Origin of the sequence: Natrarchaeobius oligotrophus, assembly GCF_003841465.1 — an archaeon.
Classification (GTDB): domain Archaea; phylum Halobacteriota; class Halobacteria; order Halobacteriales; family Natrialbaceae; genus Natrarchaeobius; species Natrarchaeobius oligotrophus.
Genome location: NZ_REFZ01000001.1, coordinates 196376 through 209413, shown reverse-complemented (window position 1 = coordinate 209413; position 13038 = coordinate 196376). Strand labels below are relative to the sequence as shown.

Below are 13038 nucleotides of genomic sequence, written 5' to 3'. Positions count from 1 at the left end.
GCTTCGTCCGGCCCGGCGTCGCTGGCACCGGCCCCGTCGACGCTTCGTCCGGTGCAGCGAACGGATCGGTTTATACCAGTCGACCGTGACGTGTACGTATGCACGGCGAACGGTCGCTTCGATCCCCCCGCGCAAAACGAGCGAGCGGCCCGGAGGACGACCAGTATGGCCCATAACGTCGAGGATCGAACCGTCGAGTGGCTCGAGTTGCTTCGCACCTACGGCTACGGTCTGTGTATGGGGACGGCCGACGCGTTGCCGGGCGTCTCGGGCGGAACGGTCGCGCTCTTGCTCGGGTTCTACGGTCGGCTGATCGCGGCCATCACCGCGCTCACTCCCGGGCGGGCGCTCGCCGTCCTCCGCGGATACGACCGCGACCGCCGCGGCCGGGCGCGGACGGCGCTCGTCGAGATGGACCTCGAGTTCCTCGTCCCGCTCGGCGTCGGCATGGTGACAGCGGTCGCCCTGATCGCGGCCACCGTCAGCGCGCTCGCCGACTCCCACCCGATCGCGCTGTTCGGCTTCTTCACGGGGCTGATCGCGGCCTCCGCGGTCGTACTCTTTCGGAGCCTCACGTTCGCGTCGCCCGCGCACGTCCTCGCTGCGTGCGCCGGTACCGTGCTCGCGCTGTTGGTCGCGAGCAACGTCGTCCAACTGCCGGGAAGCGGTCCGGTCCTGATCTTTTTCGCCGGCGCGCTGGCGATCAGCGCGATGATCCTTCCGGGCGTCTCCGGCGCGCTCATTTTGATTCTGCTCGATCAGTACGTCTTCCTCTCGTCCGAGCTGTCGGCGTTTCTCGATTCGCTCCGTGCGTTTCTCACCGGAAACGCCGCGAGCGCGGCCGTCCTCGAGCCGGGAACGACCGTCGCCGTCTTCGTCGCCGGCGGTTTCGTTGGCCTCTTAACGATCGCTAGGATCGTCCGGCGCGCGCTCGAGGCCCACCGCGAGCTCACGCTGCTCTTTCTCGTCGGACTCATCGCCGGTTCGATCCCGGCACCGCTGTACAACATCGACGAAGGGCACGCCTGGACGACCGAGGTGGTCGCGCTGGCGGGCGCGTGGGCGCTCGTGGGTGCGCTCGCGCTGTTCGTCCTCGACTTCCTCGCGGGCGGGTTCGACCCCGAGTGATCGGCTCGTGAGCGCTTCGCTCGCGTTCGTCAGCCGTCGGACTCGCGACGGTCGTACAGTCGCACGGCGCGGTCGTGTCGAACCGACAGGCCGTTGGGATTGCGACGCGCGGATCGGTCGGCGTACCGCGCACGGAGTCCGTCGCGAAGACCGGCGGCGGCGTTCGTGACGACGTCGATTCCGTCGGCGACCCACCCCGTCGGCGTCTCTTCGCCCGAGACGACTCGCCTGACGCCCCCTACTCCGTCACGAAGCGCGCTCGCGACGGTTCGGGCGACCACGCTCGGTCGCGGACCGTAGTTCTTCGCGAGCCGGTAGGACAACGACCGATACCTCGCCCCCCAGTCGACGGTCGGCGTTCCGCCGTCCGCGCCGATCTCGCTCCGGACGGCCATCTCGCCTTCCCAGCTAACCTCGAATCCGAGTCCGGCGACCCGGTGTGCACAGTCGCGAGCGCCGTCGTCCTCGAGGTACTCGTCGAAGCCGTCGAGCGCTGATAGGACGGTCCGGTCGAACGCGACGTTGTCGGCGTCGAAGAACGTAACGCGACGCCGGACGACGGTTCGCGTTCCGTCGTCACCGATCGATTTCCGCCCCGTAATCGGCCCGGTGACGACGTCGCACTCGGTCTCGAGCGATCGTTCGATCGCGTCGTACCAGCTGGCTTCCACGGTACACTCGCCGTCGAGAAAGGCGACGACGTCGCCCGTCGCGACGCCGAGTCCGGCGTTTCGCGAGACGTTCGGGTTTCGCTCGGAGATCTCGACGAGTACGTCGACGTCGGCGCGCTCGCGGACGATGCCGCTCGTTCCGTCGGAGGAGGGTCCGTTGACGACGATCACCTCGGTCGACGGCGGCGTCCGTTCGGCGAGCGCGTCCAGACAGGACAGCAGCTGCTCCCGGTCGTTCAGCGTCGAAACGACTACCGAGAGCTCCATACCTCCAGATACATCTCCCAGATGGTAAAAAGAAACGGGTTCGTCACTGCCGACGACTGCTGCGGTGACGGCCCCGGTCCCAGGGTGTGTCGTCACCGACCGCCCGCCGGTCACCGAAGGCGCGTGTTCCAGTATGACACCGACGCGAAGTGATCCGTGATCGGACGGCCGCCGACCGCCGTATCGAGCGCCCGGATCGGACTCGCGAGCGCGTTCGGAATCGACCGATACAGGCCGTACGGAACGAGGAAGTCGTCTTCGACGTCGACGAGCGTCAGGTCCGTCTTCGCGAGCAGCGCCGACACTTCGCTCTTCGAGTAGAGGCGTGACCCCATCGGCAGCGCCCAGTTGTAGACGCTTCGAGCGCTAAATCGATTGAACGTGTCGAAGACGATCTGTTCTCGGGATACTCGCCGCATCTCGCGCAAGAACGCCTCCGGATCGTCGGCGAGGTGGAAAAACCGCATCGCGATGACGGTGTCGAAGTGGTCGTCCGGAAACGGTAGCCGCCCCGCGTCTCCGCGCAGGAACTCGAGCGTTCCCTCCTGCTCGATTCGGCCCGCTTTCGCCCGTCCCTGCTGTAACATCGCCGTCGAAATGTCGAGTCCCACGACGTCTGCTCCCTGGTCGGCGAGCAGTACCGTAAATCGCCCGGTACCGCAGGCGATCTCGAGCACGTTCCGGTTCTCGACGGGCATGATCGCGTCGAGGACCGCCCGCTTTTCGCGGCGGTCGATCAACTGACCGCCCCGCGAGAAGCGTTTATCGTCGTACTCCTCGGCGACGTCGTCGGCCTGGTACCATTCCTGTCCTTTCACGCTGGCCACAACTACAGTAGCGCGGGGATAAAACGATACTGGAGTCGGCGGACGACTCGCCGTCGGCGACGGCGACTCTCGAACCACCGAGATCGACGAGGAATTTCTATTTTCGATCGCGCTCGTTCCCGAATCGCACGGACTCGATCGGTAATACGACGGAATTCGTCCTCTTCAGCCCGTCTCCGGCCAGATTATTTTTTGTGTTAATATATCCATTATACGCCTATTACAAACTGCATTGTTCGTATCCACATATAGGGAAGCTTTACCATCGCCGATTTCGCTCGAAGTGGTATGAGCACGAGTACCGCGAAAGACCGAATCGACGCCGTCGAAGAACCGCTCCCGGAAGAGGAGTACCGCGACCGCCTTCGCGACCTGCCGCCGAGCGCCAAACTCGTCGCGAAAGTCCTCGAGACCGATGCTCCGCTCTCGCAGGGACAACTCGCCGAGGAGTCGCTCCTTCCCGATCGTACCGTTCGCTACGCGCTGAATCGCCTCGAGGACGTCGGCCTCGTCGGCTCGCGGTACAGCTTCCGCGACGCCAGAAAGCAGGTGTACTTCCTCAACCACTGATCCCCGTTCAGTTCGCCTCGAAGACGCGGCCGCCGGAGCCGACACGCACTTTTTCGCTCGCTCGAACGTCACCGCATGGACGTCACGCGCTGTCCCGTCCCGACCGCGACGCGCGCGCCGGACGGAGAGACGAACGCGTATCTGATCGGAACGGATCGGGCGATTCTCGTCGATCCGGCGGCTCGCACCGACGAACTCGACCGGATGGTCGACGCTCGATCCGTCGAGCACGTCCTCGTCACGCACACGCACCCGGACCACGTCGGCGCGGTCGCCTCCTACGCCGACGAGACCGGCGCGACCGCCTGGGCCAGGCGCGGGCGAACCGACCGGTTTCGCGCCGAAACCGGCCGACGGCCGGATCGCACGTTTTCCCCGGGAACGACGATTCCGATCGGCGAGGATTCCGTCCGCGTTCTCGACGCCCCTGGACACGCCGTCGACCACGTCGGCCTCGAGGTCGGTCCCGACGGTCCGATCCTCTGTGGCGATTGCGCCGTCGCCGAGGGAAGCGTCGTCGTCGGCGCGCCCGAGGGCGACATGCGCGCGTACGTAACGACGGTGCGTCGCCTGTGGGCGATCGATCCCCCGGCGCTGTACCCCGGCCACGGACCGACGATCGAGTCGTCCCGGCGAACGCTCGAGCGGTTGCTTTCCCACCGACACGACCGCGAGCGCCGGATCGAAGCGGCCGTCGCCGCCGGCGCGGCGACGCTCGATGGGATTCTCGAGGTCGCCTACGAGAAGGATCTCACCGGCGTCTCCGACCTCGCGCGGGCGACCGTCGCCGCCCACCTCGAGAAACTCGCCGTCGAAGACCGCCTCGAGTGGGACGGGACGCGGGCGACGATCTGACACGGGCCTCGCCGTCGTCACGACCGCCAGTACACCCTCGCGAGCAACACGAGTACCGAAACGTCCTCTAGACACTTCGCCGGCGACCAGACGGCTCGGCGCGTCCGATCGAGTTCCATCGATCGTCTCCCGGCGTTCACCGGTAGTAACGGACCCGAACACCGGGAGTCCTGGCTCCGAAGGCCGGGAGTAGCGGCCCAGAACGCCGGACGGCGGCGCCCCCTCGGGCTCGAGGGATCGATTCGCCACGACGCTTACGATCCGGAAATATCAACGGCGATAGTTGCGGAAGTGAAAGCACCATAACTATATATTCGGCGATTGCGCAGTCGGCGTATGGGTGATGGGACCGGCGGAAGCTATCGACTCGACGAGATCGATCGACGGATCGTCTACGCGTTGATGGCCGACGCCCGGAACACGTCGGCTCCGGCGATCGCGGAGGAAGTCAGCGTCTCGGGGGCGACGATCCGAAACCGAATCGCACAGCTCGAGGAACACGGGATCATCGAGGGCTATCACGCGACCGTCGACTTCGAACACGCCGACGGCTCGCTGATGAACCTGTTTCTGTGTCACGCACCGTTCGGCGACGTCGAGGGAGTCGCCCGTCGGATCGGGACGATTCCGGGCGTCATCAACGTTCGCGAGCTAATGGGCGGCCGGATGAACCTCCACGTCCTCGCCGTCGGCACCGACACGTCCGATCTGCGGCGCATCGGGCGCGAACTCGAGAATCTGGACGTCGAGATCGAAGACGAGTTTCTGCTCCAGAACGAACACGACTTCCCGTACACGCCGTACGGGCCGGCCGAAGGACGCCGGCTCGAGCCGCTGGCCGACTACATCAGCCTCACCGGCGGCGCCGACATCGTCGAACTGACCGTCTACGAGGACGCCCCGATCGCCGGCTGTACGCTCGAGGAAGCCGCCCACGAGGGAATTCTCGAGGACGAGACGCTCGTCGTCGCGATCGAACGCGACGACGCCGTCGTCACCCCCCACGGCGACACCGAGATCCGACCTCACGACGTCGTCACCGTCTTCTCGCCGGACGGAACTGAAGAGTCCGCGCTGAAGGGATTCGACGGCGGGGACCGCTCCTCGACGAGACGGAGTTGATATGCCGGTCGATCGACTCCTCCCCGAATTCCTCCAGCGCGAGGACGGGTCGGCGAACGGCGACGCGGTCCTCCACGAGTGCCGACACTGCGGATCGAAGTTCGAGGACCCGATCGATCAGTGTCCGGTCTGCGACGCGACGGAGATCGCCACGTACGAATTCCCTACCGACGATCCCGACGCGGATCCCGACCCGGACGGCGGCGAATAACCCGTCGCCGGTTTCTCGCACGCGCGATCGACTGTCTTTTCAGCGTCGCGGCGGTACCGAACCCATGCGATCGCTCGAGGACGACCTCGAACTGGCCCGTTCGCTCGAGCCGTCCGAACTCGCGGACGCGATCGAGTCGATCGGCTTCGAGTGTACGCGGTGTGGGGCCTGCTGTACGAGCCACGACGGCGACCCCCACACCGCGACCGTCTTTCCCGACGAGGTTCGTGCCCTGCTCGCTGCCGACGTCGACTCGCCGACCGACGGCTCCGGAAACGGACCGCCTGAAGACGACTCGAGCTCCGGATCGACGGCGACCGTTCGAGAGTGGCGCGACGTCGCACGTCCGATGCCGTACGGCCTCCGGGAGATCGAGGACGAATCCGAACCGGACGGCGGCGGAATCGACTCCGACGACGCTACGTCCGCGACGCGCCTCGAGGGCGAGACCTTCGAGTGGGCGCTCCAGACCGACGCCTGCGGCGACTGCGTCTTCTACGCCGAGGACGAGGCGGGCGTCGGTGCCTGCCTCGCCCACGAGGATCGCCCGCTGATCTGTCGGACGTATCCGTTCAGCGTCGTCCTCGGGGACGACGAGTCGACGGCGCTCGGCCAGCCGATGGGCGAGACCGTCGACGAAGAGGGCGTCGTTCGCGCCCACGAGTGCGAGGGGCTGGGACGGGACATCTCGCGTGAGGACGCCGAAACGCTCGCGCGGACGTTGAAAGAGCGGGCAATCCGTGAACTCGAGGAGGCGATCGCCGTCCGGGACGGCTACCAACCCGTCGATCCCGGATCGGGCGAGGTGGTCGTCCACGACTCCGAAGGGGCGAAACGGATCGACGGCACCGTCCGCGAGAAGTGACTGCGCCGCCGCGTTTCGCTTTCGATCGCGGTCACGATGCCGTACGCAGCTTGTAGCCGTCCGCGAGATACCGGTACACAGTTTACTGCGGTCCGCGAAGCCGCGAGCATGAACGTCGACTGGGAGGAGATCACCCACGTCACGAAAGTCGATCCCGCGAAGGAACTCCCGTCAGATCTCTCGGTACTCGAGGGGACGGACCTGATCCTCGTCGGCGGCTCCGACGACGTCACCGAGGACAACACGCTCGAGACGATCGACGCGATTCGCGAGGCCGTGACTGATCTCCCGGTGTTCCAGGAACCCTACGACGCGGCGCACGTCTCCAGGGCCACGTTCGACCGCGTCGACGCGCTCGCAGTTCCCGCGGTGTACAACGGCGACCGGGATCACTTCGTCGGAAAGCACGTCGATCTGTTCGCCGAAATCGGCCGAAAGCCCGACGAGCTCCTCGGAACGAGCGTCCCGGTCGTCGGCGATCTGGTCGCGTCGAGAGCCGAGACCGCGGTCTCGGACCTCGCCGCGAAGATCGTCGGGGAGGGGTACGTCGTTCAGCACCGAGAGTCGGCCGCGGCGGCCGTCTCGGGCGTCGGGCGGACCTACACGACCGACGAGGTCGCCGGCGCGGCGCTCGCGACGGAGACGTTCTACGACTTTCCGATCTTCTACGTCGAGTACTCGGGCACCTACGGTGGCCCCGGTGACGTCGAGGCGGCCGCGCGCTACCTCGAGGAGACGACGCTGCTCTACGGGGGCGGCATCGACAGCGCGGAGAAAGCGACCGAGATCCTCTCGGCCGGCGCGGACGCGGTCGTCGTCGGCGACTGCTTTCACGACGATCCGGCGACGTTTCTCGAGACGATTCCGAGTCGATAGCTTCCGAACCGCTGCCCGCAACGCTCGCAACAGCGCTCGGAATCGAACGGCTCCCACCGAAACCGTTCGCCGACGCTATCGCGCGTGAGTGCGCGCCGGACGAGTCGACTTCCGACGCCGACCCGTTCGGACGCCCGTTCAAAACGTCTCTTCGATGATCTCGCCGACGGCGAAGTTCGATTTGACCTCGGTGACTTCGATCTTGACCCGCTCTCCGACTTCGGCACCCGGAACGATGATCACGTATCCCCGTTCCACGCGGGCGATCCCGTCGCCCTGTTTACCGATGTCTTCGATCTCGACGTAACGCGTCTCGCCGACGTCGACCGGCGGCTGCGGCTCCGATGGCGCGCTCTGGGACTGTGACGTCGTCGTCGTCGTCGTTTCGCCGTTGCTCGCCTCCTCCGATCGGGAGATCAGTGCAACGCGGTAGACGTCGCCCGGATCGACGTCGCCGGTTTCGATTTCCTGTCGGGGCACCTCGATGACGTATCGGTCCTCCTCTGCTGAAACCTCCGTACTGAACAGACACAGGAGTTTTTCAGATATTTCCACAGGTAGACCCTCAATATCCTCTCTGAGGCCCCTCCATAATAGAACTACCGACTGTAGGTGATCATTCTTGGAAATCGACGTCCGTTCGCAGGTCGGTCGAACCGCCCGACGCGACCGTCGTGCGTCGGGTGAAACGAGCCGCGATCGTCGCACGTTCGGCCGCACGTCTCGACGCGATCGACTCACTCCACCCGCTCGAGCGGCCGAACCGTCGCGAACCGCGAGAGATCGACCGGAACCTCGAGGTCGACGTCGGCAACGGAGTCGTACGGGCGGTCGATCACGACGTCACCCGCGGTTCGATTGCCGATTCCCGGGATGGCGGTGAGTTCGTCGATCGACGCCTCGTTGAGATCGAGCGGATAGGGGACCCCGGTCACGGAGCGATAGCCGTGGTCGACGACGGCGACGTCGATCGTCTCGCCGAGCGGTCGCTCGCCCGGGATACCGACGAGCAGCGGGTAGGTGCCGAGCTGGCGGCCGAACGTTCGTCCGTCCTGGTGGTACTCGAGGTGGACGTCGGGCAGGACGGTCCCCATCGGTGCGACGCGCTCGAGCATCGGATTGTCGATCTCCTCGCGGACGCGTCGTTTGTAGCGCTTGAACAGCTTTTTGTGTTCGTTTGCTATCGCCGCGCCGGTGTCGGACATCTCCGTCCCGGCGAACGACATCACCTGTCGGATGTTGATTCGTCGGAGCATGTACCCCTCGTCGTACACCCGCTCGAGGAACGCGAGGTTTCGCTCGTAGGTCTCCTCGCGTTCGCCCTTGAGCCCGTGCAGGAGGTTGATCCCCGGCAGGAGCTTCGGGAGGCGACGCGGCGATCCGTCGGCGACCGATGCGGTCGGACCGCCGTCGCTCGCCACCGCCGCGTCCGCACCGTCGATCCGGTCCGGGTCGTTCGGTCCGCCCGGTCGCCACCCCGCCTCCTCGTTGACGATCCTGACCGCCTCGAAACACTCCTCGGCGCTGACGTTCAGGTTGTTCTCCTCCTGGACGACCGGATCGGCCGACTCGAGGCCGAACGCGGCCGTGTCGCCCGGCGTGTTGTGCGCCGCGATGATCCGAAGCGCCTCCCGGCTCTGATCGGGCCAGTTGACGATCGTGATCGGGTTCACGTTGTCGAGGTGTAACGTCTCGAGGTCGGGTGCGACGTCGCGGATGCCGCCGTACAGCTCGCCGAGTGCGTCTGGATTGGGAGCTTCGCCGTCGCCGCCGTAGGCGAGGATGTCAGCCTGCCGACCGAGCCGGAAGTGTCTAACCCCGTGGTCCGAGAGCGCGTCGACCTCGTCGACGACGGTCTCGGGCGGACGAAACGACGGGTTGCCGTACAGCGGTTCCGTACAGAACGAACACCGGTAGGCACAGCCTCGCGACGTCTCGAGTTCGCAGATGAGGTAGTCGGGGTGATTCGGATGCTGTTCGACCACGAACGCGCCCTCGCGCGCCCAGCGCGAGACCTCCTCGACGTCTCGCATCCGATCGTTGAACCCCTCGAGGCCGCTCTCGACGAGGTCGTAGACGGCGGCCTCGACGTCCCCCTTCGCGACGAAGTCGAAATCGAGATCGCGTCGCTCCGTCTCGGTCGCGCCGGCGTTCTCGTCGCCGACGCCGAACTTGACGGGTCCTCCCATCAGGCTCGTCCCGCCGGCCGTCCAGGCGAGCTTTCGCACCTCGTCCGGTTCTGCCGGCGTCCCGCCGACGTACTTTCCGGGGACGGTCATTCCGCCGAGGTAGATCGTGAGGTCGGCCCCGTCGACGTCGCGCCAGCGATTCGGTTCGTCGCGCAGTCCGTCGATCGTGTGATACGTGATGCGCTCGTGCGGAACGCCCGCGTCGACGAGCGCTCCCGCCGCGTAGCGTGGATACGTCGAGACGTACGGCGGCACCCCGAAGTGTGCGGGTTCGTCGACGTAGCCGTCGACGATCGTCACCGACAGGGTCTCGGGGTCTGTCATGGCTCGCAGTAGCGCCTCGAGCGGTAAAACGGTGACTATGCGGTCACTGCACCCGATTCGAGGGGCGTCTTCCCGTCGTCACCGAGCGTTAATGTGGCTCGCTCTCGTCCTCCCGCGTATGCCACCGACCGAGGAAATCGTCTGTACCGACGACGATTGCTTTCTCGATCTGTTCGAGAATCACTACACGTACGACGTGCCGGACGACTTCGACGTCACCGGTCTCTCGTGTCCGGTCTGTGGCGGGACCGACTGCCTCGAGCCGGTCGACCTCGAATAGCCGCCGTAGCCGACTTCTTCGGTAGCTGTTGGTGCTAGCGGATGCGAATGGCCCGACGGCGGCGACCAACTCGTCAGACGTTTATTTCCATTTATCAAAACCAATAAGAACGTGGCCGTCGTAGCCCCGTATCCGGACATGTCCAGCGCGAACGCTCAGGTCCCCGCATCGGTTCTCTCCCCGCCGTGCGCCCGCGGCCTCGTCGCGGGTGATCGCAGGTGAGTCTCACGGAATTCGGCGAATCGATCGGCCGCACGCTTTATCGACAGATCGGACGGGCGAACGGTCACGTCCAGAACTATCGCTCGCTCCCGGTCGACGTTCTCGAGGACGACTCGTCGTACCTCGTCGTCTTCGACGCCCCCGGCACGGAGCCCGACGACGTCCAGGTCAGATATCTCGAGGGCACCGTCAAGATTCGAATCGAACGGTTTCGCGAGTACCGCGACGGGTTCGAGATGCGGTTTCCCGGTCGGGGGTTGACCCTCGACGGGGAAGCCGACCTCCCGTCGGACGCGGTCGTCGATCCCGACGCCGGGACGGCGACCCTGTCGGAAAGCGGGACGATCCGCATCGAAATCCCGAAAGAGTCCGCCGACGGACGCGACGACGAGGGACAGGTCGATCTCGACCGCACGGACGTGGCGGACGTCGACGGACGGCCGGTCGAGCCGACGCCCACGGAGGAACTCGCGGTCGACGACTGAGACGGTCCGTCGTCCACGATCGATTCGTCCGTCAGTTCCGGGACACTCGGGTGCGTCTGCGGTCGTCCCGGAACGTCGAGACGGCAACGAGCTCCCCGCAACGGCGAGAGTCGGGCCTCGTCGGGCTTCGCCCGACTACTCGCTGGATCTTCGATCCGCGCCGTGTACGCCGGAGTAGCTGCTATTCCTCGAACGTGAACGTCATTCCCTCCGTGACGTCGAACTCCTCGTCGCCGTCGAACCGCGTCGGGTCGTAGCCGCCGACGTCCTCCCCGTCGACGATCGCTCGAGCCAGTCGCTGGCCGATCGCCGGCGCGCGCATGAAGCCGTGTCCCTGGAACCCCGTCGCGACGTACAGCCCGTCCCGGAGCTCGCCGACCAGCGGATTCCGGTCGGGCGTCGCCGTACAGAGGCCGGCCCAGGCGCGTTCCGGTTCGAGTTCGACCTCCGGTAGCCGATGGCGGAGCCGTTCGCGAAGGTCGTCCGCAAAGCCCGGATCGGCCTCGTGATCGTACCCGTCCGGATCCGCCTCCCGCCGTTCGGTTCCGTTTCCGGCCAACAGCCCCTCCGGGTGGGGACGCACGTAGAAGTCGTCCGTCGCGTCGTAACACATCGGTTCTTCGAGCGCGGCGTCCGCGACGAGCGCCTGCACGCGGTAGGGCTTCATCGCGATTTCGACGCCCGCGTCGGCGAGCAGCCGTTTCGAGCGCGCACCGGCCGCCACGAGAACCGCGTCGAACCCCCGCTCGGTGCCGTCGCGGACGATCCGCGGCGGCCCGGTGGCCACCTCGACCGCGGTTTCGGTCTCGAGCGTCGCCCCCGCCCCGTCCGCGGCGGCGGCCAGACAGGCGGTGTACCGGGACGGATCGGTGTATCCCGCCGCACCGGCGATTCCAGCGACCGCGACGTCGTCGGTGTGTAACGACGGAAACCGATCCGCGAGCGCGTCGGCGTCGGCCTCTAGTGCGACGACGCCGTGATCCTGCATCCGTCGCACCTGCCGTCGGACGGCGTCGGCGCGGTGGTCGTCGCCCTCGCGTGCGAGCCAGACGTACGGACACTCGACGAACGGAAACGTGTCCTCCCCCGCGAGCGTCCGGAATCGCTCGATCGCTTCCCCCGCGATTTCGGCGTCGAACGGGTCCGCGAACGCGTCGTAGCAGATTCCCGCCGCGCGTCCGCTCGCGCCGCTCGCGACCGATCCCCGTTCGTACACCGTCACCGACGCACCCGCCCGCGCCAGGTCGTAGGCTGCGGTCGCGCCGACCGCGCCCGCGCCGACGACGGCTACCTCGAGGCCGTTTCCGTCTCGCTCGAGCGCGTCGGCTCCGACCGCACGTTCGGGCGCGCCGTCGTCTCCCTCCGACGGTCCGTCCGTCACCGGCCATCACGCGCGCGAACGCGTCGCGTCGGTTTCGCGGCCGACGCCGTTTCACGGCCTCCGTAGTTCGTTACACCGCAGACGGTCGATAGCATAGCTCCCCGTTCGAGTGGATCATACTTACGTCTGGCTGGTTCGTTGAGAGCTCCTCAACCGTCCGTCCCGGTTATGCGCCGTCAACATCGGGAGCGATCGACGCGCTCGGGCGCTTCGAACGGCGTCGAAAGCTCGAGCAACTGGACGAGGATGCGCCCCGTCGCCCCCCAGACGGTGTAGCCGCCGACGTGGAAGTAGTGGATGACGATGTCGCCGTAGTAGGGGTGATCGCGTCGCTCGTACTCGTAGTTGGCCGGATCGAGCAGCCCCGACAGGGGAAGAACGACGATCTCGGCGACTTCGTAGTCGTCGCGCTCGTACTCGCGGTCGGGGATCCGCGCGACGAACGGCGTAACCGCGTACTCCGTGACGGTTCTGATGTCGTCGAGCTGGCCGACGACGTCGGCTTCCGTCCGCTCGAGTCCGATCTCCTCGTTGGCCTCCCTGAGCGCGGTCTCGAGGATCGTCTCGTCGACGGCTTCGGCGCCGCCGCCGGGAAAGCTCATCTGACCCGGGTGTTCGCCCAGGTGGTCGGCGCGTCTGGTAAACAGCAGGTGGTCCTCGCCGTCGCGATCGACGATCGGCGCCAGGACGGCCGCGTCGTAGGGTTGATCGTCGATCTCGGTTGGGTCGTGCGTGGCGATCGGATTCGGATCGAATCGGGTCATC

General features: G+C 66.4%; 15 protein-coding genes. 9 read left to right on the top strand and 6 right to left on the bottom strand.

Annotation, left to right across the window (positions count from 1 at the left end; all coding sequences use genetic code 11):
• The first annotated feature begins 165 nt into the window (after nucleotides 1-165).
• Nucleotides 166-1128 (top strand): DUF368 domain-containing protein, encoded by a 963-nt coding sequence (locus EA472_RS01120; RefSeq protein WP_124189677.1) that lies wholly within the window; start codon nucleotides 166-168, stop codon nucleotides 1126-1128.
• A gap of 29 nt (nucleotides 1129-1157) precedes the next feature.
• Here EA472_RS01120 and EA472_RS01115 read toward each other — a convergent pair whose 3' ends face one another.
• Together EA472_RS01115 and EA472_RS01110 are read right to left on the bottom strand one after the other, a co-directional pair.
• Entirely contained in the window at nucleotides 1158-2066 is a 909-nt protein-coding gene (locus EA472_RS01115) for a glycosyltransferase family 2 protein (protein ID WP_124189676.1), read from the bottom strand.
• A 110-nt stretch (nucleotides 2067-2176) separates the two neighbouring features.
• The gene (locus EA472_RS01110; RefSeq protein ID WP_124189675.1) at nucleotides 2177-2884 is read right to left on the bottom strand and encodes a class I SAM-dependent methyltransferase; all 708 of its coding nucleotides are present in this window, start codon (nucleotides 2882-2884) and stop codon (nucleotides 2177-2179) included.
• Nucleotides 2885-3181: 297 nt separating this feature from the next.
• Between EA472_RS01110 and EA472_RS01105 the strand changes: the two genes are divergently transcribed.
• From EA472_RS01105 to EA472_RS01080, 6 genes are all read left to right on the top strand, one after another.
• The gene (locus EA472_RS01105) at nucleotides 3182-3463 is read left to right on the top strand and encodes a MarR family transcriptional regulator (protein ID WP_124189674.1); all 282 of its coding nucleotides are present in this window, start codon (nucleotides 3182-3184) and stop codon (nucleotides 3461-3463) included.
• Between the two features lie 75 nt (nucleotides 3464-3538).
• The gene (locus EA472_RS01100; protein ID WP_124189673.1) at nucleotides 3539-4318 is read left to right on the top strand and encodes an MBL fold metallo-hydrolase; all 780 of its coding nucleotides are present in this window, start codon (nucleotides 3539-3541) and stop codon (nucleotides 4316-4318) included.
• Nucleotides 4319-4654: 336 nt separating this feature from the next.
• A complete protein-coding gene (locus EA472_RS01095; RefSeq protein WP_124189672.1) occupies nucleotides 4655-5440 on the top strand; it encodes an Lrp/AsnC family transcriptional regulator in 786 nt (261 codons plus the stop codon).
• Between the two features lies 1 nt (nucleotide 5441).
• A complete protein-coding gene (locus tag EA472_RS01090; RefSeq protein WP_124189671.1) occupies nucleotides 5442-5651 on the top strand; it encodes a hypothetical protein in 210 nt (69 codons plus the stop codon).
• 64 nt (nucleotides 5652-5715) lie between these two features.
• Nucleotides 5716-6516 carry a YkgJ family cysteine cluster protein gene (locus EA472_RS01085; protein ID WP_124189670.1) on the top strand — a complete coding sequence of 267 codons (801 nt, stop codon included), beginning with the start codon at nucleotides 5716-5718 and terminating at the stop codon, nucleotides 6514-6516.
• A gap of 108 nt (nucleotides 6517-6624) precedes the next feature.
• Complete coding sequence (locus tag EA472_RS01080; RefSeq protein ID WP_124189669.1) at nucleotides 6625-7392, top strand: heptaprenylglyceryl phosphate synthase; 768 nt, start codon at nucleotides 6625-6627, stop codon at nucleotides 7390-7392.
• 138 nt (nucleotides 7393-7530) lie between these two features.
• Here EA472_RS01080 and EA472_RS01075 read toward each other — a convergent pair whose 3' ends face one another.
• Together EA472_RS01075 and EA472_RS01070 are read right to left on the bottom strand one after the other, a co-directional pair.
• Nucleotides 7531-7947 carry a TRAM domain-containing protein gene (locus EA472_RS01075; protein ID WP_124189668.1) on the bottom strand — a complete coding sequence of 139 codons (417 nt, stop codon included), beginning with the start codon at nucleotides 7945-7947 and terminating at the stop codon, nucleotides 7531-7533.
• Nucleotides 7948-8129: 182 nt separating this feature from the next.
• Nucleotides 8130-9905, bottom strand: coding sequence for a radical SAM protein (locus tag EA472_RS01070; RefSeq protein WP_124189667.1), 1776 nt, complete (start codon nucleotides 9903-9905; stop codon nucleotides 8130-8132).
• Between the two features lie 118 nt (nucleotides 9906-10023).
• Between EA472_RS01070 and EA472_RS22310 the strand changes: the two genes are divergently transcribed.
• Together EA472_RS22310 and EA472_RS01065 are read left to right on the top strand one after the other, a co-directional pair.
• Entirely contained in the window at nucleotides 10024-10185 is a 162-nt protein-coding gene (locus EA472_RS22310; RefSeq protein WP_165874788.1) for a DUF7559 family protein, read from the top strand.
• 218 nt (nucleotides 10186-10403) lie between these two features.
• Nucleotides 10404-10892: an Hsp20/alpha crystallin family protein gene (locus tag EA472_RS01065; protein ID WP_124189666.1), complete on the top strand. Its 489-nt coding sequence runs from the start codon at nucleotides 10404-10406 to the stop codon at nucleotides 10890-10892.
• A gap of 181 nt (nucleotides 10893-11073) precedes the next feature.
• On the opposite strand, the gene EA472_RS01060 is transcribed toward EA472_RS01065, so the two are convergent.
• A complete protein-coding gene (locus EA472_RS01060) occupies nucleotides 11074-12273 on the bottom strand; it encodes an NAD(P)/FAD-dependent oxidoreductase (protein ID WP_124189665.1) in 1200 nt (399 codons plus the stop codon).
• 176 nt (nucleotides 12274-12449) lie between these two features.
• Nucleotides 12450-13037 carry an NUDIX hydrolase gene (locus tag EA472_RS01055; RefSeq protein ID WP_124189664.1) on the bottom strand — a complete coding sequence of 196 codons (588 nt, stop codon included), beginning with the start codon at nucleotides 13035-13037 and terminating at the stop codon, nucleotides 12450-12452.
• Nucleotide 13038 lies beyond the last annotated feature (1 nt).